Source organism: Streptomyces sp. NPDC053541 (genome assembly GCF_044544705.1).
In the GTDB taxonomy this organism is placed as follows: Bacteria; Actinomycetota; Actinomycetes; order Streptomycetales; family Streptomycetaceae; genus Streptomyces.
In genome coordinates, this window is record NZ_JBITXM010000012.1 from 181,035 (window position 1) to 205,777 (window position 24,743).

Below are 24,743 nucleotides of genomic sequence, written 5' to 3' on the forward strand. Positions count from 1 at the left end.
GCGTCAGTCCACCTCCGCGACCGCCTGGGCGAACTGCGCCGCGTACAGCCGGGCGTACGCCCCGCCCGAGGCCAGCAGCTCCTCGTGCGTGCCCTGCTCGACGATCGAGCCGTTCTCCATCACCAGGATCACGTCCGCGTCCCGGATGGTGGAGAGCCGGTGCGCGATCACGAAGCTGGTGCGCCCGTGCGCCAGGCGCGCCATCGCCTTCTGGATCAGCACCTCGGTGCGGGTGTCGACCGAGCTCGTCGCCTCGTCGAGGACCAGGATCACCGGGTCGGACAGGAACGCCCGCGCGATGGTGATCAGCTGCTTCTCGCCGGCGCTGACGCCCGCGCCCTCGTCGTCGATGACCGTGTCGTAGCCCTCGGGCAGGGTGCGGATGAAGCGGTCGGCGTGGGCCGCCCGCGCCGCCTCCTCGATCTCCGCCCGGCTCACCTCGCGCGTCGCGCCGTACGCGATGTTCTCCGCGATCGTGCCGCCGAACAGCCAGGTGTCCTGGAGCACCATGCCGATCCCGGCGCGCAGCTCCTCCCGCGACATCCTCGCGATGTCGGTGCCGTCGAGCGTGATCCGGCCGCCGGTCACCTCGTAGAAGCGCATGAGCAGGTTCACCAGCGTCGTCTTGCCGGCGCCCGTCGGGCCCACGATCGCGACCGTCTGCCCCGGCTCCACCGCGAGCGACAGGTCCTCGATGAGCGGCTTGTCCTCCTCGTAGCGGAAGGACACGTGCTCCAGGGCCACCTTGCCCTTGAGGTCCGCCGGCTTCTCGCCCCGCGGCGCGTCCGGCTCCTGCTCCTGCGCGTCGAGCAGCTCGAAGACCCGCTCGGCGGAGGCCACGCCCGACTGCACCAGGTTCGCCATCGACGCGACCTGCGTCAGCGGCATCGAGAACTGCCGCGAGTACTGGATGAAGGCCTGCACGTCACCGATCGACAGACTGCCGCTCGCCACCCGCAGACCGCCGACCACGGCCACCAGGACGTAGTTCAGGTTCGACACGAACAGCATCACCGGCTGCATCACGCCGCTGTTGAACTGCGCCCGGAACCCGGCCTCGTACAGCGCCTCGTTCTGCTCGCGGAAGTCCTTCGCGGCCTCCTCCTGGCGCCCGAAGACCTTCACCAGCGTGTGGCCGGTGTACATCTCCTCGATGTGCGCGTTGAGCCGGCCCGTCGACTTCCACTGCTGCACGAAGTGCGGCTGCGAGCGCTTGCCGATCCGGGTGGCCACGACCACCGAGAGCGGCACCGTGACCAGCGCCACCAGGGCGAGCAGCGGCGAGATCCAGAACATCATCGCGAGCACGCCGACGATGGTGAGCAGCGAGTTGATCAGCTGGCCCATCGACTGCTGGAGGGTCTGCGAGATGTTGTCGATGTCGTTGGTCGCCCGCGACAGCACCTCGCCGCGCTTGGCCTTGTCGAAGTACGACAGCGGCAGCCGCGACAGCTTCGCCTGGACGTCCTCGCGCATCCGGTACACGGTCCGGTTGATCACCTTGATCGACATCCGGGTCGACACCAGCATCAGCAGGCCCGCGAGCACGTAGATGCCGAGCGCCAGGCCGAGGACCTCGCCGACCGCCGTGAAGTCGATGCCCTTGCCCGGGGTGAAGTCCACCCCGGACAGCATGTCCGCCATGCCGCCGTCGCCCTTGGCGCGCAGCGCCGCCAGCGCCTGCTCCTTGGTGGTGCCCGGCGGCATCTGCCGCCCGACCACGCCCGCGAAGATCAGGTCCGTCGCCTTGCCGAGGATCTTCGGGCCGACCACCGAGGCCGCCACCGACAGCACGCCGGCCACCAGCATCAGCCACAGCGTGCCCCGCTCCGGGGCCAGTTGCCGCAGCAGCCGCTTGCCGGAGCCCTTGAAGTCCATCGACTTCGAGTCCGGGCCGCCCCCGGCCATGGGCATACGTGGTCCGGCCATCAGGCTGCCTCCGCCTCGGTCAGCTGGGAGAGCACGATCTCCCGGTACGTCTCGTTCTCCGCCATCAGCTCGTGGTGCCGGCCCGTGCCGACCACCCGGCCCTCGTCGAGGACCACGATCCGGTCGGCGTCCCGGATCGTCGACACCCGCTGGGCGACGATGACCACGGTCGAGTCGGCCGTCTCCTCGGCGAGCGCGGAGCGCAGCAGCGCGTCCGTCTCGTAGTCGAGGGCGGAGAAGGAGTCGTCGAAGAGATAGATCTCCGGCTTCTGCACCAGCGTGCGGGCGATCGCGAGCCGCTGCCGCTGCCCGCCGGAGACATTGGTGCCGCCCTGCGCGATCGGCGCGTTCAGACCGCCCTCCAGCTTGGACACGAAGTCCTTGGCCTGGGCCACCTCCAGGGCGTGCCACAGCTCCTCGTCGGTGGCGTCCGGCTTGCCGTAGCGCAGATTGGTCGCCACCGTCCCGGAGAAGAGGTACGGCTTCTGCGGCACCAGGCCGACCGTCCGCGCCATCAGGCCCGGCTCCAGCTCGCGCACGTCCACGCCGTCCACCAGGACCTCGCCGCCGGTCACGTCGAAGAGCCGCGGCACCAGGCCGAGCAGCGTCGACTTTCCGGAGCCGGTCGAGCCGATGATCGCCGTGGTCTCGCCCGGCCGGGCCACCAGCTCGACGTCCCGCAGCACCGACTCCTCGGCGCCCGGGTAGCGGAACTCCGCGCCCCTGACCTCCAGGTGCCCGCGCCGGCCCAGCTCGCGCACCGGAGCGGCCGGCGGCACCACGCTGGACTCGGTGGCGAGCACCTCCTGGATGCGCTCGGCGCACACCTCGGCCCGCGGCACCATCATGAACATGAAGGTGGCCATCATGACCGCCATCACGATCTGCATCAGATACGCGAGGAAGGCGGTCAGCGCGCCGATCTCCATCGCGTCGCTGTCGATGCGGTGCGCGCCGAACCAGACCACCGCGATCGACGACACGTTCACGACCGTCATCACGGTCGGGAACATCAGCGCCATCAGCCGGCCGGTGGCCATCGACACGTCGGTGAGCTCGGTGTTCGACCCCTTGAACCGCTCGCGCTCGTATCCGTCGCGGACGAAGGCACGGATCACCCGGTTGCCGGTGATCTGCTCGCGCAGCACCCGGTTCACCGTGTCGAGGCGCGTCTGCATGGTGCGGAACAGCGGCCGCATCCTCCGCACGATCAGCGAGACCGCGATGCCGAGCACCGGCACGACCGCGATCAGCACGCCCGACAGCGGCACGTCCTGGCCGAGGGCCATGATGATGCCGCCGACACACATGATCGGCGCCGAGACCATCAGCGTGAAGGCCATCAGGACCAGCATCTGGACCTGCTGGACGTCATTGGTGGTGCGGGTGATCAGCGACGGCGCCCCGAAGTGCCCGACCTCCCGGGCCGAGAAGGACTGCACCCGGCCGAAGACGGCGGCCCGGACGTCCCGGCCGAGGGCCGCGGCGGTCCGCGCGCCGAAGTACACGGCCCCGATGTTGCAGACGACCTGCACCAGCGACACGCCGATCATCAGCGCGCCGAAGCGCAGGATGTAGCCGGTGTCCCCGTTCACGACACCGTTGTCGATGATGTCCGCGTTGAGGGTCGGCAGGTAGAGGGTGGCGCTGGTCTGCAGCAGCTGGAGCAGCACCAGCAGGGCGATGGGTTTTCTGTAGGGCCCGAGGAAGGAGCGGAGGAGTCTTATGAGCACGGGTTCTACTATCGCCCGCGCCCGCGGGACGTTACGACTCGTTTTGGGCCGGGCGCGAGCCCTGGTGAAGTCTTTACGCGCCGGATGTCTCTACGCGCCGAAGGCGCCCGGGTGCAACTGGTCCCGGGTGGCGACGTACTGCTGGCGCACCGCCTGCCCGACCGCGAGTTCCTCGCCGGCCTCCAGGACCTGGGCCGCGGCGCCCTGCCAGGCCGGCGGGACGGCGGGGGAGAGGGTGCCCTGGGACACCCCGAGCGCCCAGGCCGCCTGCCGGGCGGCGCCCAGCGCCGCGTACTCGGCGGGCTGGGGCACGACGACCTGCGCGCCGAACAGCGCGGGCGCCATGGCCTGCACGGCCGGCAGCCCGGCGGCGGCGCCGAGCAGGAACACCCGGCGCACCTCGACGCCCCGGCGGCGCAGCACGTCCATCGCGTCGGCGAGCGAGCACAGCATGCCCTCGAAGGCGGCCCTGGCCAGGTGTTCGGGCTTCATCGACTCGCGGCGCAGCCCGCTGAGCGTGCCGGCGGTGTGCGGCAGGTTCGGGGTGCGCTCGCCCTCCAGATAGGGGAGCAGCACGAGCCCGGAGGAGCCGGGGGTGGACTTCAGGGCGAGCGCGGACAGCTCGTCGAGCGAGTCGACGCCCAGCATCTCGGCGGTGCCGCGGAGCACCCGTACGGCGTTGGAGGTGTGCACCACGGGCAGGTGCATGCCGGCCGCGTCGGCGTACGAGGTGATCGACCCGTCCGGGTCGGCGGGGGCCTCGTGGTGGACGGCCATCACGGAGCCGGAGGCGCCGAGGGACACGACCGCGTCGCCGGTGCCGAGCCCCAGGCCGAGGGCGGCCGCCATGGTCTCGCCCGTACCGGCGGAGATCAGCAGCCCCTCGGGGGTGGTGCCGGCGGCCTCGGCGGGGCCGAGCACCTCGGGCAGCGCGGCCTGGTGGCCGAGCGCGAGCTCGACCAGGTCGGGCCGGTAGCCGCCGTGCCGGGCGGACCAGTAGCCGGTGGCGGAGGCGGCGCCGCGGTCGGTGGTGCGGCGCGCGGGGCGGCCGAGGAGCTGCCAGACCAGCCAGTCGTGCGGCTGGAGGACGGAGGCGATCCGCTGGGCGTGCTCGGGTTCGGTGCGGGCGAGCCAGCGCAGCTTGGCGACCGGCATCCCGGACCGCGGCACGGCGCCGACGGCCTCGGTCCAGGCGTGCCGCCCGCCGAGCGCCTCGACGAGGTCGGCGGCGGCGACCTGGGCCCGCTTGTCGTTGCCGACCAGGGCGGGCCGCACGAGACCGCCCTGCGCGTCGAGCGGGACGAGTCCGTGTCCCTGCGCGGAGACGCCGATGGCCTGCACGCCCTCGAGGAGGCCGCCGGTCGCGGCCTCGCCGAGCGAGAGCAGCCAGGCCTGCGGGTCGACGTCGGTGGCCTTGGGCTCCAGGGGGTGCGGGGCATGCCCCTGCCGCAGCACGGCGCCCGTGTCGGTGTCACAGACGACGATGCGCGTGGAGTCCGTAGAGCTGTCCAGGCCGGCGACTATCCCCATGGCACATGATTCTGCCGTACGTCAGGTGTTGCTGGTGCCCCAGTCGTCGTCCTCGTAGCCCGCCGACTGCCCGCTGTAGTGCCCGTTGTGCTCGCGCCGGGACCGGATCCGCTGCGCCTGGTCGCCGACCAGGTGCAGCGCCCGCCCGGCCGCCTGCCGCCCGCCCTGGGCGGCGGACTCGGCCGCGTTGCGGACGGCGGGGTTCCCGGCGACCTGCTTCGCGGAGGACTTCATCCGCTCGTACACCTCTCGCCCGGCCCGCGTCCCGATCACGAAACCGAGGCCCAGTCCGGCGACGAAGACCAGCTTGTACCGCACGCTGCGATCCTTCCCTGGACGCCCTGGGGATACCGATTGGCGGAGCACCCCCCTGCTTGCGCTAATCTATGTCTCGCAGCGAGCGCCCGCCCCCCGGCAAGGCCGGAGGTGGGACCGTTCGTCGCAACGCAGCAATCCCCTGTAGCTCAATTGGCAGAGCAGCCGGCTGTTAACCGGCAGGTTACTGGTTCGAGTCCAGTCGGGGGAGCGCGATCCCCTGTAGCTCAATTGGCAGAGCATTCGGCTGTTAACCGGAGGGTTACTGGTTCGAGTCCAGTCGGGGGAGCCATCGGAAGAGGACCCTTAGGGGTCCTTTTTCGTTTCCCCGGGAACCGGGGGAGGAGCGGCGGAGTCCTGTTGGTTGAGCATGGCCGACCATCCGGAGCAGGAGATCGTATGAGCGGCTATGCTGCGGCAGACGGCGCGCACACTTGTACGCGCCGTGGTGTTCGGGGCGGTAGCTCAGCCGGTTAGAGCAGCGGACTCATAATCCGTCGGCCGTGGGTTCGAGTCCCACCCGCCCCACCACTGCCCGCACCCGCAGGAAGGATTCAGCGCGGGGGCGGGCTTTTCCGTTCCACGGTGCACGCGCGGTGACGAGCCCCCCGGGAGCGACACGCGGGGCTCACCCGGATGCCGTGCCGGACGCCGGCAGGCCGGGAGCCGGTCACTACGCCGCCGGGGAGACCCGGACGCGCCCCGTGGCCCTTCATCTGTGCACGCGTCGCTCGGTTGGCCCCGCACAGGGCGCTTGGTGCGCGATGCCCTCCTAGCGTGGAGAACTGTCCATCGCGACAGCCCGTAAGGGAGGTTCCTCATGGCCGCAACCGACCCGCCCGAGCAGCCCCGGGGAGGCGGTTCCAGAACCCCGGCCGGCTCGGGGCAGCCACAGCGGAAACCGTCGATTCCACCCGCCCAAGGCCGTCGCCGTGGGTGGCTCTGGGGCGGCTTGGGCGCTCTGGGGCTCGTAGCGGTCGTCCTCGGGGTCAGCGTGGTGGCCAACAGGGGGACACAGGAGACAGCCGCCTCGACGCAGCCGACCACGCAGGCGGCCGAAGCCCTTTCCCAGCCGTCACCGTCGCCCTCGACCATTCCGCCCATCCGGCTGTCGGGGCGGGGGCAGCGGGCCAGCGAGACCTTCACCATGACGGAAGGCCTGGGCATCTTCCGTTCGAAGTGCTCCGGATGCTCGGCCAACTTCATCGTCGAGCTCCTGGACTCGTCCGGGCAGACGAAGGACGTACTGGTCAATGCCATCGGCTCGTACGACGGCTCAAAGGCGGTGGGACTCGACGCCGGCCGCTACCGGCTCAACGTCACGGCCGACGCCGCCTGGTCCATCACGATCACGCAGCCACGAAACGAGCGCGCGGCCAAACTCCCGCAGACCTACAAGGGCAAGGGTGACCAGGTCGTGGGCCCGTTCGACGCCGACCACGCCGTGGAGATGCAGGGTGCGTACAAGGGGCAGAGCAACTTCATCGTCGTTGTGCTCGACGCTGCCGGAGCGGTGCAGGACGCCGCGTTCAACGAGATCGGCTCCTTCGACGGCTCGACCGTTGCGCAGATGCTTGGCGGCGGCCCGTACTTCGTCAACGTGACGGCAGACGGCTCGTGGACGCTGCGGCTGTCCAAACCGTAGCGTCGAGACGTTGCGGACCCCGGAACTCCGCCCGGGACTATGAGGTCATCGCCAGGCCCAGCAGCACGGCGAACAGGAACGGCAGCAGGGTGATGGCGAGGGCCGTGGCGGCGGCGATCAGGCGCGGGGTGCGCCAGGTGCGGCTGTGGGGGAGCAGCCAGGAGATGGCGAGGAGGATCGCCGATAGGACGAGCAGGATCTCGATGCCGCTCGTGTAGCCGTCGGCGCGGAAGAGGAGGAACTCTCCGACCAGAAGCGGCAGGCCCACCAGGGTCGCCGTGAGAGGGGCCTTCCACCAGGTCCCGTGGTCCCTCAGCGCGGCCACGCGACGAGTCCCAGGAAGGTCAGCCACGTCAGGCCCGTGGTGATCGGGGCGGCGGTCGCGAGGAGGAGGCGGCGCGGGGTGTGGTGGGCACGGCGGGGGAGGGACCAGGCGGCGACCAGCAGCACCAGGGCGAGGAGGAGGCCGGTCATGGCGACCGGGAAGGCCACCTCGAAGCTCGCGTCGAAGCGGTCGGCCGCCTCCCCGTCGCAGGAGTCGCAGGCCATCGGGGAGAGCATCGCGTACACGAGGGTGAGGAAGCCCAGGGGCAGGGTGACCACCGTCGAGACGAGGGGGGCCACCCAGGCCCCGGTGACGGGTGCGGCGGGATCGTTCGGCTGCATGACGGCATCCCATCGCACCGGGGTGCCGGGGCGGATGGGCGTTCGTACTCATCCGCCCCGGCCGCCGTGCTCAGTACGTCAGGATCGCCGGGTCCGTCGTGCCCGCCGCGCCCGTTTCCACGTGGCCCGCCAGGCGGCGCAGCCAGTCCGGGGTCGCGGTGCAGGTGAGGGTCACGTCGTACCAGCGGGAGCCGGACGACGGGGGCACGGTGTGGGTGACCGTGGCGCCCTTGGGGACGGAGAGGGTGGCCGGGGTGCCGCCGTAGGCGTTGGTGACGGTGACCGTCGTCGTGGGGCCGGCGTTGGTGAGGGTCAGGTCCAGGGCGCCGGTGGTCGCGTTGTGGCGGGCCGTCACCTCCGGGGCCGCGGTCTTGCCGGGGGAGCGGAAGCGGCGCAGGAAGCCGTTCGGGCCGTGCACCGTGAGGTCGGTGGTGCCCTTGCTGTACTTGGTGTTCCAGGTGTCGGAGATCGACGCGGCCGCCCCGGCCGTGTACGTCCACGGCGCGTCCGTGCGGTTCGCCGAGGTGACGTAGAACTGGGCGCCGGCCGCGGGGCCACCGCTGAAGGTCAGGCGGTAGGTGCCGGCCGTGACGTCCGCCGCGCCGTCCACGTACGGGGCGTACTTCAGCGGGCGGGTCGGCTTGGAGCCCGGCTCCTGGCGGGGCATCGAGCCGACCGCCGGGGCGGTGGCCAGGAAGTCGGGGTGGCGGTTCTTGTCCGGCGGGTAGTAGCCCGCGGTCGAGGGCAGCGCGGCCGGCTGCGTCTGGGTGCGGGTGAAGTCGAAGGCCGAGGTCAGATCGCCGCAGACGGCGCGGCGCCAGGGCGAGATCTGCGGCTCGCGCACCCCGAAGCGGGTCTCCATGAAGCGGATGACCGAGGTGTGGTCGAAGGTCTCCGAGCAGGTGAAGCCGCCGGTCGACCACGGCGAGACGACGATCATCGGGACGCGCGGGCCGAGGCCGTACGGGCCGGCCACGTAGCCCGTCTTGCCCGGGAAGTAGTCCAGGGTCGTGGGGACCGTGGACAGGCCCTGCGCCGCCGACGCCGGGACGTACGGCGGGACCACGTGGTCGAAGAAGCCGTCGTTCTCGTCGTAGGTGATGAAGAGCGCCGTCCTCGCCCACACGTCGGGGTTCGAGGTCAGCGCGTCCAGGACCTGCGCGATGTACCAGGCGCCGTAGTTCGCAGGCCAGTTGGCGTGCTCGGAGAAGGCCTCCGGCGCGGCGATCCAGGAGATCTGGGGGAGCGTGCCGGACTGCACGTCGGCGCGGAGCCGGTCGAAGAAGCCCTCGCCCGCCTTCGCGTTCGTGCCGGTGCGGGCCTTCTCGTAGAGCGGGCTGCCCGGCTGCGCGTTGCGGTAGGTGTTGAAGTACAGCAGCGAGTTGTCGCCGTAGTTGCCGCGGAAGGCGTCGCTGATCCAGCCCCAGGAGCCGGCGGCGTTCAGGCCGTCGCCGATGTCCTGGTAGACCTTCCAGGAGATCCCGGCCGCCTCCAGGCGCTCGGGGTAGGTGGTCCAGCCGTAGCCCGCCTCGGCGTTGTTGAGGACGGGGCCGCCGCCCGTGCCGTCGTTGCCGACGTAGCCGGTCCACATGTAGTAGCGGTTGGGGTCGGTCGCGCCGATGAACGAGCAGTGGTACGCGTCGCAGATGGTGAAGGCGTCGGCGAGGGCGTAGTGGAACGGGATGTCCTCGCGGGTGAGGTGCGCCATCGTGGCCTTGGTCTTGGCCGGCACCCAGTTGTCGTACCGGCCCTTGTTGAAGGCGCTCTGCCCGCCCTGCCAGTCGTGGTTGAGGCCCTGGAGGTACTCCATGCCCAGCTTGTCGCTGCTCGGACGGAACGGCAGGGTCTCGGTCCTGCCGTCCGACTGGTACCAGACGGGCTTGCCGCTGGGCAGCGTCACCGGGCGCGGGTCGCCGAAGCCCCGTACGCCCTTCATCGCGCCGAAGTAGTGGTCGAAGGAACGGTTCTCCTGCATCAGGACCACGATGTGCTCGACGTCCTGGATGGTGCCGGTCGTTCCCTGCGCCGGTATGGAGGCGGCGCGGGCGATGCTGTCGGACAACAGGGTGAACGCGGCGGTGCCGCCGGCCAGTTGAAGGAAGCGGCGGCGATTGAGGTCGGCCATGGGGGAGACGTCCTCCGGGGTACGAGCGGACAGGGGCTCGGTGCGGAGCCGGCGGGGGCCGGCCGCGGAGCGCCCCAAGGAGAGCGCCCGCGGACCACCACCCGGCGGCCGTCCCATGACTGCCCGCCGTACGCCTGGCGAATCCCCCGTGCCCGAACGTGAAAACCCACGACCGAACGCTCCCGGCGCCCATGGCGAGCCGGGAGCGGACGATTGTCAACAGAAGTCCACGGAGGGGGTGTCGAACGCCCGCCGTGTCAGGCCGTCGTCACTCGACGACGAGGTCGACCTTGATGTTGCCGCGGGTGGCCTTCGAGTACGGGCAGAAGGCGTGGGTCTTCTCCAGGAGCGCGCGGCCCGCCTCGCCCTGGAGGTGGTCCGGGAACTCGGCGCGCATCACGACCGCGAGGCCGAAGCCGCCGTCGGCCGGGTCCTTGCCGATGGAGACCTCGGCGGTCACGGAGGCCTCGGAGATGTCGATCTTCTCCTGGCGGGCCACCACGCCCATCGCGCTCGCGAAACAGGCGGCGTAGCCGGCGGCGAACAGCTGCTCCGGGTTGGTGCCCTGGCCGTTGCCGCCGAGCGCGACCGGGTGGGCGAGCGGGAGGTCGATGTGGCCGTCGGAGCTGACGGCGCGGCCCTCGCGGCCGTTGGCGGTGGCGACTGCGGTGTAGAGCGCGTCCATGGTGGTCTTCCGTTCCTGTCCGGGGCGGTCGTCGTGTTCGTGCTGCCCTCACATTCTTAGTGCGCCATTAAGTTGTGCACAACTTAATGGCGTGTGATGTAGCTCTCCCGTACCCTGGACCCATGGACCGCCCGACCCGCGCCGCCGAGGACTTCCTCCGGCTCGACAACCAGATCTGCTTCTCCCTGCACGCCGCCACCCGCGCCTTCAACGGCGTCTACCGCGGCGCGCTCAAGGAGCTCGGCCTCACCTACCCGCAGTACCTGGTGATGCTGGTGCTCTGGGAGCACGGCGAGCTACCCGTCAAGGGCATCGGCGAGCGGCTCAGGCTCGACTCCGGCACCCTCTCGCCGCTGCTCAAGCGGCTGGAGGCGGCCGGACTCGTCGAGCGCCGGCGCAGCCCCGAGGACGAGCGGTCCGTCACCGTGCGGGCCACCGCCGAGGGCGCCGCGCTGCGCGAGAAGGCGCTCGGCGTGCCGCGCGGGATCGCCGCCGCGACCGGGCTCGACCTGGAGGAGATCCAGGACCTGCGCGACCGCCTGCACGCCCTCGCGGCCCGCCTCGACGCCGTCGACCCGGGCGCCCTGGACTGCGACGCGTGACGTCGGGTGCCGGGTGCCGGGCGTCTGACGTGTGGCGTGTGACGCCTGACGCCGGGTGTCGGGCGTCTGACGTGTGAGGCCGAGCGTCGGGCGCCTGACGTCTGACGTGTGACGTGTGACGCTTGACGCCCGGGCCGGCAGCCGGGGCCCGCGGGTGCCCCGGTGCCGGAAAGTGGCCGGAACCGGCCCCGTCCGCAAGAGGCGCTCTAGCGCGCCGCCAGCGCCTCCAGGGCCGGGACCGTCTGGGCCGGGGTCGGCAGGGCGGCGTTCTCCGCGTGCAGGGCGGCGGCGGCCTCCGCGAGGGCCGGGTCCGTCACCAGGCGGGTCAGGAGCGCGGCGTCCACGCCGTCGGCGGTGGAGCGCAGGGCGGCGCCCGTCGCCGTCAGCGCGTCGGCGTTGATGAAGTGGTCGGCGCCCTGCGGCAGCAGCAGCTGCGGCAGCCCGGCCTGGAGCGCGGTGAGCATCGTGCCGGAACCGCCGTGGTGGACCAGCGCGTCCGAGGCCGTGAGCAGCTCGGCCAGCGGCACCCAGGGCAGCGGGCGGACGTTGTCCGGAAGGGTGCCCAGCGGGGACAGGTCGGCGTCGCCGACGGCGAGCAGGAAGTCCGCGTCCACGGACGCCGCGGCCTCCGTCAGGCGCACGATCGCGTTCACGCCGTCCATCTCCGTGAGCACCGTGCCCAGGGTGACCACGACCCGCGGGCGGTCGCCGCGGCGGAGCAGCGCGGCCGGGACGGTGCCGCCGCCGTTGTACGGGAGGTAGCGCATCCGCAGGCTGTCCCGGTCGCCGCCGAGCGAGGCCGGGATGATGTCGAGCGCCGTCGCCTCGGCGGGACCGGCCACGCCGTGGGTCTCGTACGCCTCGGTGAAGCGGCCCGCGATCCGGCGGACCATCTCGTGACCGGAGGTCACGCCGAAGTTCTGGATCGCCGAAGGGATCTTGAGCTTGGCCGCCACCAGCGGGGCGGAGGCCTGGAAGGAGTCGTACACCAGCAGGTCGGCGCCCCAGGCCTCGGCGGCGCCCAGGAGGTCCTCGACCGTCGGGCGGGAGACCAGGGCGAAGGCGAGGGCCGCCCGGTCCAGGATCTGCTCCGAGGTCAGCTCGGGCGAGACGTACCGCGCCTGCTCGCCCGTGGCCTGCTCGAACACCTCCCGGATGTCCCGGCCGTCGCCGATCTCGACGACCGGGAAACCCGTCTCGCGGAGCCGGTCCAGCGGCCGCGAGCTCGCGAACAGCACCTCGTGGCCGGCGGCGCGCAGCGCCTGGGCGGTCGGGATCATCGGGAAGAGGTGACCGGCCGCGGCCGGGCCGGTGAAGAGAACGCGCACGATGTCTCCTTGCGAAGGTCTGCGGGCGGGGACGGACCGTGCCGGACCGCCCCCGGGGCGAACTCCCGCAAGGTCGCCGGGTGTTCCGGAGGGGATCGATTACCGGACGTTCTCCGGCGCCCGGGACCTCCGGCGCCCGGGACCTCCGCGCCCGGGACCTCCGCGCCCGGGACCCGACGGGCCCGCCGCCCGTGGCCGCGCCCGCGCCCGACCTCGGCCGCCCCGGTTCGCCGCCTCGGCCGCCCCGGTCCGCCGAGCCTCGCCGCCCGCGCCACTCCGCCCCCGCCGCCCGTGACTCCCCGGTCCCACCTGCCCGTGCCACCCCGACCCCCGGCCGCCCGCGCCCGACCCCCGGCCGCTGTCCCCCCCCGTCCCCCCCGTCACCCGCGCCACTCCGCACGCGGGCGGCGGGCGGCCGGGGTCGGAGTGGCACGGGCGGCGGGGGGCGCCCCGCCCCGTACCCCCGACACCAAAAAGGTAAGGAGCCAGACACCCCTGCACCCCTATACTCGGGCCATGCCCGACATCACCCTCCGGCGCGCCACCGCCGACGACTCCAAGCGGCTCACCCGGCTCGTCCGGACCTCGTCCGCCTACGCCGGCGAGTACGCCGCCATGGTCGACGGCTACCAGGTGGGCGGCTCGTACATCGAGCACCACCCCGTCCACGTCGCCGTCGGCGCCGACGGCCGGATCCTCGGCTTCTACGCCCTGCTGCTCGACGAGGCCGAACTCGACCTCGCCTTCGTCGCCGACGACGCCCAGGGGCTCGGCATCGGGCGCCTCCTCATGGAGCACATGACCGCCGAGGCCCGGGCCGCCGGGCTCACCTCGATACGGGTCGTCGCCCACCCGCCCGCCGAGGAGTTCTACCTGCGCACCGGCGCCCGCCGCACCGGCACCGTCCGGCCCACCGGACGCATCCACTGGGAGCGCCCCGAACTGCGCTACGACCTCACCGACGCCGCCGCGTGAGCGCCACCCAGGAGGTCCGCCCGGACAGCCGCCGCCGGGTGCTCGCCGACCTCACCCCGCTGCGCACGTCCGCCGACTACCGCCGCCTGTGGTTCGGCAACACCGTGACCTGGGTCGGGCAGGGCATGACGACCCTGGCCATCTCCCTCCAGGTCTACGACATCACCCGCTCGCCCTTCGCGGTCGGCCTGGTCGGGCTCTTCACCCTCGTCCCGCTGGTCGTCTTCGGGCTGTACGGCGGGGCCATCGCCGACACCGTCGACCGCCGCAGGCTCGGCCTCGCCAGCTCCACCGGACTCGCCGCGCTCTCCGTCGCCCTGTGCGTCGCCGCCTTCGCCGGCTTCCACCACGTCTGGTTCCTGTACGGGATCGTCTCCCTCCAGGCCGTCTGCGCCGCGCTCAACGCGCCCGCCCGCAGCTCGATGATCCCCCGCCTGCTGCCCGCCGAGCAGCTGCGCGCCGCCAACGCGCTGAACTCCATGACGACCACCTTCGGCACCCTCGTCGGGCCCAGCCTCGGCGGCGTCGTGGTCGGCCTCGCCGGCTACCAGACCGCCTACCTCATCGACGCCGTCGCCTTCTCCGCCTCCCTCTACGCGATGTGGCGGCTGCCCTCGATGCTGCCCGAGCGCACGGGCGCCGACGGCGCCGACGGCGCCGCGCGCCCCAAGCGGGCCTCCGTCCTCGACGGACTGCGCTTCCTCGCCACCCGCCCCAATCTGCGCATGACCTTCTTCTCGGACTTCTGCGCGATGATCCTCGCCCACCCCCGGGCGCTGTTCCCGGCCGTCGCCGTGCTCTGGTACGGCGGGGACGCGAAGACCACCGGACTGCTCGTCGCCGCACCGGCCTTCGGCGCGCTGCTCGGCGGGGTGTTCTCCGGCTGGCAGGGCCGGATCCGGCACCACGGGCAGGCGATCCTGATCTCGGTGGCCGCCTGGGGCACCGCCATCGCCCTCTTCGGCCTCACCCGCAACCTCTGGCTCGGGCTGCTGCTGCTCGCCGCCGCCGGATACGCGGACACCGTCTCGATGATCTTCCGGAACACGATGCTCCAGGTCGCCGCCCCCGACGAGATGCGCGGCCGGCTCCAGGGCGTGTTCATCGTGGTCGTCGTCGGCGGGCCCCGGCTCGGCGACTTCCTGGCCGGCTCCGTCGCCGACCTCACCTCCCCGGCGGTCGCCGTCACCGGCGGCGGCCTCGCCTGTGTGCTCGCCATCGGACTGCTCACGCTGTACGGCAAGGGCTTCCGGCGCTACGACGCCCGGCACCCCGAGCCCTGAGCATCACCGGGCCCCGACCCGCAGGGGCAACCGAGCCCCGATCCGCGAGCGTCCCCGAGCCCCGACCCGCGAGGGTCAGCGCGCCCCGACCCGGAAGGGTCACCCGGACCGGGGTCATCCGTGCGGTGGGCGCGAACGGCAGGTGCGCCCCCCGAACGGGTCGTCCCGGGACCGTCCCGGGCGCGTGTCCTTGCCGCGGGACTATGCCCAGGTCAGGCTCCCGTCTGAGCAACTCCGCTCGTCAGGAGGTTTTTCATGCGCACGTTCATCGCCTCGGCCGCCCTGGCCGCCGCCGTCGTCCTCACCGGTGCGGGCACCGCCCTCGCCCACGGCTACGAGGACGACTCCGACGGCTCCAGCGTGACCGTGGTCGACAACACCGTCGTCGTCTGCGAGGACTTCAGCATCTGTGCGGGCGACATCGGCTGACCGGGCCGGACCACCCGCGGAGCCCCCTCATTCCGAGGGGGCTCCGTGCTGTCCGACGACGCCCCGCACCACGCCGAGCGCCACCAGGTCCTGCGGGCGCAGCCGCAGCTGGTCGGCGGTCTCCGGCACCTGCTCCGGGGCGCGCTTGAGGATCTGCGCGGCGAGCTCCGGCGCGATCACCGAGAAGTAGCCGTCCGGCGTGACCCAGGTGTTGCCGGGCGCCGCGAGCGCGAGCGCCCCGCCCGAACCGCCCTCGCCGACGAGCAGCGAGGTCACCGGCGTGCGGGCCTCGGCGATCGCCGTGAACGCCTCGGCGATGGCCGGCCCGGCCCCGGCCCGTTCCGCCTCGGCGTCGTTGGCCGCGCCCGGCGTGTCGATCAGGGTGAGCACCGGGATGCCGAGCCGGTCCGCGAGCCGGGCGAGCCGCGCCACCGTACGGAACCCGGCCGGCCGGGTCGCCCCGCCCAGCTGCGCCGCGTACGCCACCGGCCGCCCCTCGCGCAGGCCGAAGCCGCACTCCACCGTCGGGTCCACGCCGCCGGCCCGGTCGCCGCTGATCGCGGCCCGCACCTCGAAGTAGGCGTCCAGATAGGCCCCGGCGCGCGGCCGCCGCGGGGAGCGGGCCGCCCGTACGGCCTCCCAGCCGGTGGCGGGCAGCTCCGCCGCTCCCGGGGTGTGCGGCGGGGGAGCGGCCTCGGGCTCGCCGGCGTGCGGGGTGAGCAGCCGCAGCCACAGTCCGAGGGACTCGCGCAGCCGCTCCGGCGGGACGAGGGCGTCGACGTGGCCGTGCGCGTGCTGGTCCTCCGCCGTGTACGCGGTGGGGTCGGCGTCCGCCGGCCGCACCCGGGAGCCGGCGAAGGCGACCTGGGCCGAGGGCAGCGCGAGCACGACGTCGGCGCCGGCCCCGACGGTGGCCCAGCCGCCGCCGGTGGACGGGTCGCGGAGCACGGTGACGTGGGGCAGCCCGGCGGCCCGCAGCCGGACGGCCGCGGCGGCGACCCGCTGGAGCTGGGTGAGGGCGATCATGCCCTCCTGCATCCGGCTGCCGCCGGTGGCGACCAGCGACACCAGGGGCAGCCGCAGGGTGCCGGCCGCGGTGTAGGCGGCGACGAGCCGGTCCCCGGCGGTCCGTCCCAGGGACCCGCCGAGGAAGCCGAACTCGAAGACGACGAGGACACAGCGGCGGCCGTCGACGGTGGCGGTGCCGAAGACCACGGACTCGTCCTCGCCGGTGCGTTCGGCGGCGCGGGCGTGCGAGGTCTCGTAGCCGGGCCAGCCGAGCGGGTCGGCGCCGTTCGGCGGGGCCGCGTCGAGCGGCACGAAGTCGTCGGTGACCAGGGCGAGGGCCGCGCGGGCGGACAGGCGCTCAGTCATCGGCCCGCTCCCGGAGCGCCTTCTTGAGGACCTTGCCCATGTCGTTGCGGGGCAGCGCGTCCAGGTAGCGCACCTCGCGCGGGCGCTTGTGCGGGGCGAGGAGGGCGGCCACGTGGTCGGCGAGCGGCCCGGCGGCGGGCGGCGCGGCCGGGTCGGCGGGGACCACCCAGGCGACGATCCGCTCGCCGAGGTCGGGGTCGGGCTCGCCGGTGACGGCGGCCTCGCGGACGCCGGGGTGGTCGAGCAGGGCGTTCTCGATCTCGCCCGCGCCGATCTTGTAGCCGCCGCTCTTGATGAGGTCGGTGGCCTTGCGGCCGACCAGCCGGACGTGGCCGTCGGGCTCCCGCACCGCCATGTCCCCGGTGCGGAACCAGCCGTCCGCCGCGAACGCCGCCGCCGTCGCGTCCGGCCGGTTGAGGTAGCCGGTGAACAGGTTCGGGCCGCGCACCTGGATCTCGCCGACCGTCTCCCCGTCCCGGGCCTCCAGGACCGAGCCGTCCTCCTCCACCAGCCGCAGCTCGACGCCGTCGAGCGGCAGGCCGACCGAGCCGGGCCGGGGGCCGGGGCCGGACGGGCCGGGGCGGGCCGAACCGGGGACGGCCGGGTCCGGCGCGGGGGCGGGCGGGGCGACCTCGACGGAGCACAGCATCAGGGTCTCGGTCATCCCGTACCGCTCGACGACCGTCCGGCCGGTCGCGGCCGCGATCCGCTCGTGGTCGTGGACCGGGAGCGCCGCCGAGCCCGAGACCAGCAGCCGGGCCTCCTTCAGGGCCCGGACGAGCGCGGGGTCGTGGGGGAGGGCCTCGGCGATCCGGTGGTACATCGTCGGCACGCCGAACAGCATCGTCCCGCCGCCCCCGCCCAGCTCCTCGGCGACCTTGTCGACGGAGAAGCCGCCCAGGTGCCGCAGCTCGCCGCCGCGCCGCAGCGGGCCGAGGACGCCGAGGACGAGCCCGTGCACGTGGAACAGCGGCAGCCCGTGCACCAGGACGTCCTCGCCGGTCCAGTGCCAGGCGGTGGCCAGCGCGTCCAGGGAGGCGGCGATCGCGCGCCGGGGGAGCACGACGCCCTTCGGCGGGCCGGTGGTGCCCGAGGTGTAGACGATCAGGGCCGCGGCCTCGGGGTCCGCCGGCTCGTCCGCGTACGCCCCCGTGGCCCGGACGTCCACGTCGATCCGCGGGAGTCCCGCGAGGCCCTCGGGCAGCGCGTCCCCGGGTCCGGCGAGCACCGCGCCGGGCGCGCTGTCGCCGACGATGTGGGCCAGTTCGCGCTCCCCGACGCGGGGGTTGAGCGGGACCGCCGGCACACCCGCGAGCAGGGCGGCGACCACGCCGACCGCCGTCTCCGCCGTGTTGGTGGCCCAGACCGCGACCCGGTCGGCCGGGCGCAGCCGGGGGACCAGGGCTCCGGCGGCGCGCGCCAGTTCCTCGTACGTCAGGGTGTCGGCACCGAACCGCAGGGCGGGCCGGCCGGATGGCCTCAGGGCCAGGAGACGGGCGCTCATGCCGGGAATTCTGCCCAGGCGTCAGGTCCGGCGCGCTGCGACCTTGCTCACGTCGGCCGGCCCCGCGTCGCCGGCCCCGCCGTCCCTGCCGTTCCCGTCGCCGCCCTCGTCCGCCCTGAGGGTGCGCATCCGGCCGTACGCGTACACGCAGCCGGCGAGCGCCAGGTCGGACAGCAGCATGAAGCCGATCGAGTACGAGCCCTTGGCGCTGTAGATCGCGCCCATCACCAGCGGGGGCACGAAGCCGCCGAGGCCGCCCATCGCGCCGACGATGCCGGTGACGCTGCCGACCTGGGCCTGCGGGGTGACCTGGGAGACCAGGGCGAAGACCGAGCCGGACGCGGTTCCGAGGCCGGCCGCCATGATGAGCAGGGCGACGGTGCCGCCCGGGTCGAGCGGCGGGTCGAAGGCCTGGACGATGGCGAGGAGCGCGACGACGGCCAGCGCGGCGGCGGTCACCAGGGCCGGGTGGAGCCGGTCCGAGAGCCAGCCGCCGAACGGCCGGAACACGACGGTGACCAGGGCGAATCCGGCGGCCTTGGTGCCCGCGTCGGTCGGGTCGAGCGCGTACCACGTCTTCAGGTACGTGGGCAGGTAGACGCCGAAGGCGACGATGCCGCCGAAGCCGATCGCGTACAGCGCCGACAGCTCCCAGGTGACCCGCAGCCGCCCGGCCTGCCCGAGCCGCCGGCCGAGGGAGGCGGCCGGGACGGGCCGGTCGGGGCGGTCCGAGATCAGCAGGGCGGCGAGCACGGCGTACCCGGCGAGGGCGATCGCGACCACGACGAACGGCAGGTTCTCGCCGTGCTTCGCGATCCGCGGGGTGAAGTACCCGGACAGCGCCACACCGCCCATGCCCATGCCGAAGACGCCCAGCGCGAAGCCCCGCTTGACCGGCGGGAACCAGGAGTTGACCAGGGGCACGCCGATGGCGAACGTGGTGCCGCCGAGCCCGAGCAGGAAGGCCACGGCCAGCATCAGGCCGTACGAGTCCTTCACCAGGACCAGCAGCAGCACGGGCACCACGGTCAGCGCCGAGACCAGCGGGAACATCAGCTTGGCGCCGTACCGGTCGGTGAGCGCGCCCGCCGGGATCCGTCCGAGCGAGCCGACCAGGACCGGGACGGCGACCAGCAGCGACTGCTGGAAGGAGCTGAGCGAGAGCCGGTCCCCGTACCAGCTGCCGAGCGGCGAGATCAGGTTCCAGGCCCAGAAGGTGAGCGTGAAGCCGACCGTGGCCATGAGGAGGTTGCGGTAGGCGGCCGCGGGGATCTTCGCCGCGGGGATCTTCTCGGCGGGGGGCGTCGCTGCGGTGTCCACCCCTTCAGTCAAGATCGGGGGAAGGCGCGCGGCGCGCGGGACTGGGCCGAACGGGGTGGCCGGGGCGGGGCGTCGGGGAGCAGGTCGTTCCCGCGGCTCAGGGCCAGGTCGTCACGGCCGGCGGCCGTCCGTCGTCCGCGACCCGCAGCCGGAGCCCGTGCGCGTCCGCGCTCACCTCGACCGTCACGGCCCCGACGCCCGGGCGCCGGTGGGCGGCGGCCAGCGCGCCGCGCAGCGCCGCGAGCAGCCGGTCGGCCCCGGCCCCGTCGGCCAGGGTGTCGACGGCGCCGGAGAAGTGCACGGACGGCTGGAAGCCGAGCAGGGCCGCCGCCCCGCCGGTCTCGCGCAGCACCCGGCCGCGGAAGGAGGCCGGCGCGTCGGCCGGCGGCTGCTGCAGCGCGAAGATGGTGGTGCGGACCTCCTGGATGGTGGAGTCCAGCTCGTCGACCGCCCGGCCGAGCAGGGTGTCGACCTCCCGCACGGCGGCCCGGCGGCGGGTCGACTCCAGCATCATCTCGGTGGCGAACAGGCGCTGGACGACGAGGTCGTGCAGATCGCGGGCGATCCGGTCGCGGTCCTCGAAGACCGCGAGCCGCTCCCGGGCGTGCTGGGCGTCGGCGAGCACCAGGGCGAGCGCCGCCTGCGAGGCGAACTGCGAGGCCAGCAACCGGTCGACGGCCGTGTACGGGCGGTCGCCGCGCCGCCGGGGCAGCGCGAGGGTGCCGATGAGCCGGCCGCCGCTCTGCAGCGGCAGCATCATCGAGGGCCCGAAGCGGCTGCGCACGTGGGTGGTCATCCGGGGGTCGGTGGCCGAGTCCTCGACGAACACCGGTTCGCCGCCGAGCAGCTGGACCAGGACGGGGGAGCCGGGCGCGATGGTGGTGCCGATCAGGTCGCCGGGGTCGTCCGGGGTGGAGGCGGCGACGATCTCCATGCCGCCCTCCGGGGTGGGCTGGAGGACCACGCCGGCGGAGGCGTCGGCGAGCAGCCGGGCCCGTTCGGCGACGGTCGTCAGGGCGTCCTCGGCCGGCTTCCCGGCGAGCAGGGCCGTGGTGACGGCGGCGGCGCCCTCGATCCAGCGCTCGCGACGGCGGGCGGTCTCGTAGAGGCGGGCGTTGCCGATGGCGATGCCCGCCTGGGAGGCGAGGACCCGGAGCAGGGCCCGGTCCTCCTCGGTGAAGCGGCCGGTCCGCTTGTCGGCGAGCCGGAGGCGGCCGAAGACCTCGGTGTGCACGCGGACGGGGACGTCGAGGCGGGTGCCGTCCTCGGTGGTCCAGGCCCCGGTGGTCCCGTCCTCGCTGGTCCCGCCCTCGCTCGTCCCTTCCCCGTCGATGTCGTCCGGGCCGTCGCGGGCCGTGCCGTCGGGGGCCGGGCCTTCGGGGGTACGGCCGGAGGTGAAGCGCTCGGTGACGCGGCCGCGCTCGGGGTCGAGGACCCCGAGCGTGCCGTGGCGGGCGCCGGTCAGCGCGGTCGCGGTGTCCACGAGGTGCTGGAGGGTCGCCCGCAGTTCGAGGTCGCTGCCGACGCCGAGGACGGCCTCCAGGAGCATGGGCAGCCCGGGCCCGGCGGACGCGTCGAGCGCGCCGGGCTGGTCGGTCGCGCCGGGCTGGTCGGTCGCGCCGGGTCCGCGGGCTTCCGTCGGCCCGCGGGCCTCTCCGTCCATGATCGACACGGTCTCATTGTCGTCCACGCCGTACACGACGGGCCGCCCTCCGTCAGGGCTGGTCGGCGTCGGCTTCGGTGCCGGATCCGGTCTCGGCCAGCGGGTCGAGGACCATGGGCTGGACGCGGCCCTCCAGCATCGCGCCGAGGCCGAGCACCGCGCACACGTCGGGGCGTTCGGCGATGTGCACCGGCATGCCGGTCGCCTCGCGCAGCATCTGGTCGAGGCCCGGCAGCAGGGCGCTGCCGCCGACCATCATGATGCCCCGGTCGGCGAGGTCGGCGACCAGGTCCGGCGGGCAGTCGCGGAGCACCTTGCCGATGCCGTCGAGGACGGCGGTCAGCGGGGTCTGGATCGCCTCGCGGACGGCGGCGGTGTCGACGGTCACCGAGCGGGCGAGGCCGGTGGCCACGTCACGGCCGTGGATCTCGGTGAAGCTCGGGCCCTGCACCGTCAGGCCGTTGCCGTGCAGCGCCACCTGCAACGGGCGCACGGACTGGCTCGGCAGCATCAGTTCGTGCTGGTGGCGCAGGTGCTGGATGACCGCGTGGTCGATGGCGTCGCCGCCGACCGGCATCCGCTCGGCGGTCACGATCGCGCCGAGCGAGAGCACCGCGACCTGCGTGGTGGCCGCCCCGCACACCAGGATCATGGTGGCGGTGGGCTGCTCCACCGGGAGCCCGCAGCCCACGGCCGCGGCGATCAGGGTGTCGACCAGCTCCACCCGGCGGGCGCCCAGGCCGACCAGGGTCTCCACGGCGGCGCGCTGGGCGAGCGGGTCGCTGTCGTGCGGGGTGCAGGCGGCGGCGCGCAGCCGTGGCTTGCGGCGCAGCTGGCGGCGGAGCTTGTCGCCGAGGAGGTGACGGAGCATCCGCTGCGCCATCTCGATGTCGACGACGGTGCCGCCGGAGACGGGTCTGACCACCCGGATGTAGTCGGGGGTGCGGCCGGTCATCTTCTCGGCGAGCGCGCCGACGGCGATCAGCGCGCCGGTGCGGGTGTTGACGGCGGCGACGGACGGCTCGTCGACGACGAGGCCGGCGCCCTTGACGAAGACCCTGGTGCGGGCGGCGCCCAGGTCGACGGCGACATGGCAGCGGCGCAGCTGCTCAAGGCTGACGGTCACGGCGGTCCTCCGGAGTGCGGTGCTGGCACGGGCGAGGCGGACGCGCGGAGCGCGGTCCTGTTGGCATCGTCCTGCCGCCCCGCGCCCGGCGCGCGCTGAGCTGAGCCGCCCGGGGGCGCGAAAACCGCTGACGGAGCGTCAGGCGTGGGGCAGGGATCCGCGGCCGGGGAGCGGCGGGACGAGGCGCTGGAGCAGGCCCCAGGCGAACTCGGCGGCGGCCCGGGCGCCGTCGGGCAGGGTGAAGTCCAGCCGGGCCAGGGTGGGTGCGACGCCCTCCCGGGGCTCGACGTCGCGGAAGGCGCGCCAGACCTCGTCCACGGTGCACCGCCAGGGCCGCAGGTCCTCGGTGGTGCGCAGCTCGGGCGCGGCGGCGCCGGGCGCGCGGGTCAGCGAGCGCGACCACACGGCCCGGCCGGGCCCGACCAGGACGGTGAACCGCAGGTCCGGCCAGAGCGGCACCGGCCAGATCCACGCCTCGCTGTCACCGCGCACCGGGTGGCGGGCCTCCGGCGCGCCGAGGGCGAGCCGGTAGCGCTCGAACTCGCCGGGGCCGCCGCGCGCGTGGGCCCGGGCCTGCCAGCGCTTGTTCGCCTCGCGCATCTCGGTGTGGGTGGCCCCGAGCTCCCGCAGCGCGTCGTCGACCAGGGCCGGCTGGTGGTCGCCCATCCGGCGCAGCAGTACGAGCTGGAACTCACGCGGCCCGAAGGGGGCGGAATGGTGAGCGGCGGGGGTCATGCGCCCATCCTGCCCGAAGGGGGAGAATCACGACGACGCGCCGCCGACCTGCGGTTTCCTCACAGGATCCTCACGCGCACGGCTATCTGCCGGGCACTCATGCCGCATAGCCTGCGGGCGCCATGGACTACTGCCACCAGTGCCGACGGCATCTCAACGGCGCCCTGGCCTGCGCGGGCTGCGGGACCCCCGCCGAGGAGCTGCGGTACCTCGCTCCCCCCACACCTCCCGCACCTGCCCCGCCCGTCACGTCCTACCAGCCGCCCGCGGAACCGGCCGGGGAACCGGCCGAGGACGTGCCGTCGTCCGTCGCGCCGGAGTTCGCCTACGAACTGGATCCGGTCGAGCGGCCCCGCCCGGCCGAGGGGCGCGCCGCCGCGCGCCGCCGCGCCAGGGAGGCCGGCGGGGCGGGCGGCCGGGCCGGTGGCCGGTCCGGCGGGCGTCGCGCCCGTACCCGGCGCGGGCGCACGGTGCTGCTCGGCACCCTCGGCCTGGTGCTCGCGGCCGGTTCGCTGAGCATGGCCAGGCTGGCCCTGGAGCAGCCCGAGGGCGGCGGCCCGGCGACCGCCGTGGAGCAGGAGGACGTCGTCGAGGAGACCCTCGACCCCGAGCAGCCGACGCCCTCCGAGAGCGCCGGGATCCCCGACGGACCCGGCCCGGTCGAGTCCGGCTCCGCCCGCCCCTCCACCACCCCCCGCCCGGCCCGCGGCTCCGGCCGCCCCGACGGCACGGGCGGCAGCGGACACAGCAGCGAGACGGGTACGGGTACGGGGACGGGTGCGGGCTCCGGTACGGGTGCGGGGCCGGGCGAGGGGCCCGGCACCGGCGACGGCACGGGCGACGGCCCCAGCCCCTCGTCGGGGGCCACGTCCCCGGCTCCGGGGCAGCCGTCCACCACGCCCGGCGGCAGCGGCTCGCCCTCGGCGAGCGGCTCGGCCCCCGGCCCCTCGTCCAGCGCCCCGGCCCCCACGACCGCCCCGAGCCCGGCGCCGACCTGCCGCTGGTTCCTGTGGTGGTGCGTCTAGGCAGTCTCTTCCGGATCTTGCCGGGCTCTCGACGTCCGGCACCGCGCCTCGCCGCGTTGTCGTCGGTCACCGATGGCCCCCTGGGCTTCGCCCGGGAGGTACCCCCACCGCATCGCTTCCCTCCTCCGCCTTGCGATCCCTCCCCTCGGCCCTGACGGGCCTGGGGAGACCCCATGCACCGGACGCCGCTCGCTGATCCGGCCTGATCCGAAAGAAACGGCCTAGGTGAGCGCGTAGCTCTTGCGGCCCGGCTTCCTCAGGCCGTCTCGCCCAGCATGCGCTTCAGCAGGTCGCGCAGGAGGGTGCGCTCGGTCTCGGTGAGCCCGCCGAGCGGCTCGCGGGCGAAGCGCAGGGCGTCGCGGAGGCGGCGGGCGGTCTCCCGGCCCTGCTCGGTGGGGGCCGCGACCTTCACGCGCCGGTCGGCGGGGTCGGGACGGCGCTCGACCAGGCCGCGGGACTCCAGCCGGTCGATGATCCCCGTCACGTTCGACGGCTCGCACTTCAGCTGCTCGGCGATCTTCCGCATGGGCGTGGGCTCCAGGGCGAGCAGCCCGAGGACCCGGGCCTGCGCGCCGGTGAGCGCGTGCGCGGCGGCGGCCTCCTCGTACTCCTCGTGGTAGCGGGTCACGACCGTGCCGATGAGTTCCACGACCTCGCGGGTCAGGGGGTCGGTGCGGGGCGTGCGGGGTGTGGGCATGGGAACCATCGTACTCCGATACTTGACAACATGAAATATGCAGGAGCATGGTTG

Annotated in this window: 22 protein-coding genes and 3 tRNA genes; 9 read left to right on the top strand and 16 right to left on the bottom strand. The window is 73.8% G+C overall.

The genetic code is table 11. The annotated features are described in order from the left end of the window. Positions 1–3 precede the first annotated feature (3 nt). The 4 genes from ACIGW2_RS29450 to ACIGW2_RS29465 form a co-directional block, all read right to left on the bottom strand. Complete coding sequence (locus ACIGW2_RS29450) at positions 4–1,929, bottom strand: ABC transporter ATP-binding protein (protein ID WP_391654277.1); 1,926 nt, start codon at positions 1,927–1,929, stop codon at positions 4–6. Beyond that, the gene (locus ACIGW2_RS29455) at positions 1,929–3,662 is read right to left on the bottom strand and encodes an ABC transporter ATP-binding protein (RefSeq protein WP_361585499.1); all 1,734 of its coding nucleotides are present in this window, start codon (positions 3,660–3,662) and stop codon (positions 1,929–1,931) included. The genes ACIGW2_RS29450 and ACIGW2_RS29455 overlap by 1 nt, the downstream gene beginning before the upstream one ends. A 90-nt stretch (positions 3,663–3,752) precedes the next feature. Further along, on the bottom strand, positions 3,753–5,192 hold the full coding sequence (locus tag ACIGW2_RS29460; RefSeq protein ID WP_399847004.1) for an FGGY family carbohydrate kinase: 1,440 nt from the start codon (positions 5,190–5,192) through the stop codon (positions 3,753–3,755). A gap of 21 nt (positions 5,193–5,213) precedes the next feature. Continuing rightward, positions 5,214–5,510 carry a YtxH domain-containing protein gene (locus tag ACIGW2_RS29465; protein ID WP_356062999.1) on the bottom strand — a complete coding sequence of 99 codons (297 nt, stop codon included), beginning with the start codon at positions 5,508–5,510 and terminating at the stop codon, positions 5,214–5,216. Positions 5,511–5,645: 135 nt separating this feature from the next. Here ACIGW2_RS29465 and ACIGW2_RS29470 point away from each other — a divergent pair. From ACIGW2_RS29470 to ACIGW2_RS29485, 4 genes are all read left to right on the top strand, one after another. Then, positions 5,646–5,718, top strand: a tRNA-Asn gene (locus tag ACIGW2_RS29470). Between the two features lie 5 nt (positions 5,719–5,723). Continuing rightward, positions 5,724–5,799 (top strand) — tRNA-Asn (locus tag ACIGW2_RS29475). A 162-nt stretch (positions 5,800–5,961) separates the two neighbouring features. Beyond that, positions 5,962–6,038, top strand: a tRNA-Ile gene (locus tag ACIGW2_RS29480). 289 nt (positions 6,039–6,327) lie between these two features. Further along, positions 6,328–7,152 (top strand): hypothetical protein, encoded by an 825-nt coding sequence (locus ACIGW2_RS29485; protein ID WP_391654280.1) that lies wholly within the window; start codon positions 6,328–6,330, stop codon positions 7,150–7,152. Positions 7,153–7,189: 37 nt separating this feature from the next. Here ACIGW2_RS29485 and ACIGW2_RS29490 read toward each other — a convergent pair whose 3' ends face one another. The 4 genes from ACIGW2_RS29490 to ACIGW2_RS29505 all read right to left on the bottom strand — a co-directional run bounded on the left by ACIGW2_RS29490 (position 7,190) and on the right by ACIGW2_RS29505 (position 10,628). Beyond that, positions 7,190–7,477 (bottom strand): hypothetical protein, encoded by a 288-nt coding sequence (locus tag ACIGW2_RS29490; RefSeq protein WP_399847005.1) that lies wholly within the window; start codon positions 7,475–7,477, stop codon positions 7,190–7,192. Next, positions 7,465–7,818, bottom strand: coding sequence for a hypothetical protein (locus tag ACIGW2_RS29495; protein ID WP_391654282.1), 354 nt, complete (start codon positions 7,816–7,818; stop codon positions 7,465–7,467). Before ACIGW2_RS29495 ends, ACIGW2_RS29490 begins: the two co-directional genes overlap by 13 nt. Before the next feature lie 70 nt (positions 7,819–7,888). Then, a complete protein-coding gene (locus tag ACIGW2_RS29500; protein ID WP_399847007.1) occupies positions 7,889–9,943 on the bottom strand; it encodes a phosphocholine-specific phospholipase C in 2,055 nt (684 codons plus the stop codon). Between the two features lie 268 nt (positions 9,944–10,211). After that, positions 10,212–10,628 carry an organic hydroperoxide resistance protein gene (locus ACIGW2_RS29505; protein ID WP_356063013.1) on the bottom strand — a complete coding sequence of 139 codons (417 nt, stop codon included), beginning with the start codon at positions 10,626–10,628 and terminating at the stop codon, positions 10,212–10,214. A 122-nt stretch (positions 10,629–10,750) separates the two neighbouring features. Between ACIGW2_RS29505 and ACIGW2_RS29510 the strand changes: the two genes are divergently transcribed. Continuing rightward, a complete protein-coding gene (locus tag ACIGW2_RS29510; protein WP_391654286.1) occupies positions 10,751–11,230 on the top strand; it encodes a MarR family winged helix-turn-helix transcriptional regulator in 480 nt (159 codons plus the stop codon). A gap of 206 nt (positions 11,231–11,436) precedes the next feature. Here the strand turns inward: ACIGW2_RS29510 and ACIGW2_RS29515 are convergent, their stop codons facing one another. Beyond that, entirely contained in the window at positions 11,437–12,558 is a 1,122-nt protein-coding gene (locus tag ACIGW2_RS29515; RefSeq protein WP_391654287.1) for a nucleotide disphospho-sugar-binding domain-containing protein, read from the bottom strand. A gap of 516 nt (positions 12,559–13,074) precedes the next feature. Here ACIGW2_RS29515 and ACIGW2_RS29520 point away from each other — a divergent pair. The 3 genes from ACIGW2_RS29520 (at position 13,075) to ACIGW2_RS29530 (ending at position 15,245) form a co-directional block, all read left to right on the top strand. Further along, a complete protein-coding gene (locus ACIGW2_RS29520; RefSeq protein ID WP_361587831.1) occupies positions 13,075–13,533 on the top strand; it encodes a GNAT family N-acetyltransferase in 459 nt (152 codons plus the stop codon). Further along, a complete protein-coding gene (locus ACIGW2_RS29525) occupies positions 13,530–14,816 on the top strand; it encodes an MFS transporter (protein WP_391654289.1) in 1,287 nt (428 codons plus the stop codon). Before ACIGW2_RS29520 ends, ACIGW2_RS29525 begins: the two co-directional genes overlap by 4 nt. 255 nt (positions 14,817–15,071) lie before the next feature. Then, the gene (locus ACIGW2_RS29530; RefSeq protein WP_361587827.1) at positions 15,072–15,245 is read left to right on the top strand and encodes a hypothetical protein; all 174 of its coding nucleotides are present in this window, start codon (positions 15,072–15,074) and stop codon (positions 15,243–15,245) included. A gap of 27 nt (positions 15,246–15,272) precedes the next feature. Here ACIGW2_RS29530 and ACIGW2_RS29535 read toward each other — a convergent pair whose 3' ends face one another. From ACIGW2_RS29535 to ACIGW2_RS29560, 6 genes are all read right to left on the bottom strand, one after another. Then, positions 15,273–16,619: a carboxyl transferase domain-containing protein gene (locus tag ACIGW2_RS29535; RefSeq protein WP_399847009.1), complete on the bottom strand. Its 1,347-nt coding sequence runs from the start codon at positions 16,617–16,619 to the stop codon at positions 15,273–15,275. Next, positions 16,612–18,123 carry an acyl-CoA synthetase gene (locus ACIGW2_RS29540; protein WP_399847010.1) on the bottom strand — a complete coding sequence of 504 codons (1,512 nt, stop codon included), beginning with the start codon at positions 18,121–18,123 and terminating at the stop codon, positions 16,612–16,614. The genes ACIGW2_RS29535 and ACIGW2_RS29540 overlap by 8 nt, the downstream gene beginning before the upstream one ends. 21 nt (positions 18,124–18,144) lie before the next feature. After that, on the bottom strand, positions 18,145–19,365 hold the full coding sequence (locus tag ACIGW2_RS29545) for an MFS transporter (RefSeq protein WP_399847171.1): 1,221 nt from the start codon (positions 19,363–19,365) through the stop codon (positions 18,145–18,147). A 175-nt stretch (positions 19,366–19,540) separates the two neighbouring features. After that, positions 19,541–20,992: a GAF domain-containing protein gene (locus tag ACIGW2_RS29550; RefSeq protein ID WP_399847172.1), complete on the bottom strand. Its 1,452-nt coding sequence runs from the start codon at positions 20,990–20,992 to the stop codon at positions 19,541–19,543. 166 nt (positions 20,993–21,158) lie between these two features. After that, positions 21,159–22,232 (bottom strand): rod shape-determining protein, encoded by a 1,074-nt coding sequence (locus tag ACIGW2_RS29555; protein ID WP_361587824.1) that lies wholly within the window; start codon positions 22,230–22,232, stop codon positions 21,159–21,161. A gap of 138 nt (positions 22,233–22,370) precedes the next feature. Then, the gene (locus tag ACIGW2_RS29560) at positions 22,371–22,967 is read right to left on the bottom strand and encodes a hypothetical protein (protein WP_399847011.1); all 597 of its coding nucleotides are present in this window, start codon (positions 22,965–22,967) and stop codon (positions 22,371–22,373) included. 122 nt (positions 22,968–23,089) lie between these two features. On the opposite strand from ACIGW2_RS29560, the gene ACIGW2_RS29565 reads away from it, so the two are divergent. After that, a complete protein-coding gene (locus tag ACIGW2_RS29565) occupies positions 23,090–23,992 on the top strand; it encodes a hypothetical protein (protein WP_399847012.1) in 903 nt (300 codons plus the stop codon). A gap of 256 nt (positions 23,993–24,248) precedes the next feature. Here the strand turns inward: ACIGW2_RS29565 and ACIGW2_RS29570 are convergent, their stop codons facing one another. Next, the gene (locus ACIGW2_RS29570) at positions 24,249–24,689 is read right to left on the bottom strand and encodes a MarR family winged helix-turn-helix transcriptional regulator (RefSeq protein WP_391654295.1); all 441 of its coding nucleotides are present in this window, start codon (positions 24,687–24,689) and stop codon (positions 24,249–24,251) included. Positions 24,690–24,743 lie beyond the last annotated feature (54 nt).

Coding starts and splice junctions, on each gene's coding strand:
- ACIGW2_RS29450 (WP_391654277.1), bottom strand. CDS start 1,929: ATGGCCGGACCACGTATGCCCATGGCCGGGGGCGGCCCGGACTCGAAG.
- ACIGW2_RS29460 (WP_399847004.1), bottom strand. CDS start 5,192: ATGGGGATAGTCGCCGGCCTGGACAGCTCTACGGACTCCACGCGCATC.
- ACIGW2_RS29485 (WP_391654280.1), top strand. CDS start 6,328: ATGGCCGCAACCGACCCGCCCGAGCAGCCCCGGGGAGGCGGTTCCAGA.
- ACIGW2_RS29495 (WP_391654282.1), bottom strand. CDS start 7,818: ATGCAGCCGAACGATCCCGCCGCACCCGTCACCGGGGCCTGGGTGGCC.
- ACIGW2_RS29500 (WP_399847007.1), bottom strand. CDS start 9,943: ATGGCCGACCTCAATCGCCGCCGCTTCCTTCAACTGGCCGGCGGCACC.
- ACIGW2_RS29505 (WP_356063013.1), bottom strand. CDS start 10,628: ATGGACGCGCTCTACACCGCAGTCGCCACCGCCAACGGCCGCGAGGGC.
- ACIGW2_RS29510 (WP_391654286.1), top strand. CDS start 10,751: ATGGACCGCCCGACCCGCGCCGCCGAGGACTTCCTCCGGCTCGACAAC.
- ACIGW2_RS29520 (WP_361587831.1), top strand. CDS start 13,075: ATGCCCGACATCACCCTCCGGCGCGCCACCGCCGACGACTCCAAGCGG.
- ACIGW2_RS29530 (WP_361587827.1), top strand. CDS start 15,072: ATGCGCACGTTCATCGCCTCGGCCGCCCTGGCCGCCGCCGTCGTCCTC.
- ACIGW2_RS29535 (WP_399847009.1), bottom strand. CDS start 16,619: ATGACTGAGCGCCTGTCCGCCCGCGCGGCCCTCGCCCTGGTCACCGAC.
- ACIGW2_RS29540 (WP_399847010.1), bottom strand. CDS start 18,123: ATGAGCGCCCGTCTCCTGGCCCTGAGGCCATCCGGCCGGCCCGCCCTG.
- ACIGW2_RS29545 (WP_399847171.1), bottom strand. CDS start 19,365: ATGGCCACGGTCGGCTTCACGCTCACCTTCTGGGCCTGGAACCTGATC.
- ACIGW2_RS29550 (WP_399847172.1), bottom strand. CDS start 20,992: ATGCTCCTGGAGGCCGTCCTCGGCGTCGGCAGCGACCTCGAACTGCGG.
- ACIGW2_RS29560 (WP_399847011.1), bottom strand. CDS start 22,967: ATGACCCCCGCCGCTCACCATTCCGCCCCCTTCGGGCCGCGTGAGTTC.
- ACIGW2_RS29565 (WP_399847012.1), top strand. CDS start 23,090: ATGGACTACTGCCACCAGTGCCGACGGCATCTCAACGGCGCCCTGGCC.
- ACIGW2_RS29570 (WP_391654295.1), bottom strand. CDS start 24,689: ATGCCCACACCCCGCACGCCCCGCACCGACCCCCTGACCCGCGAGGTC.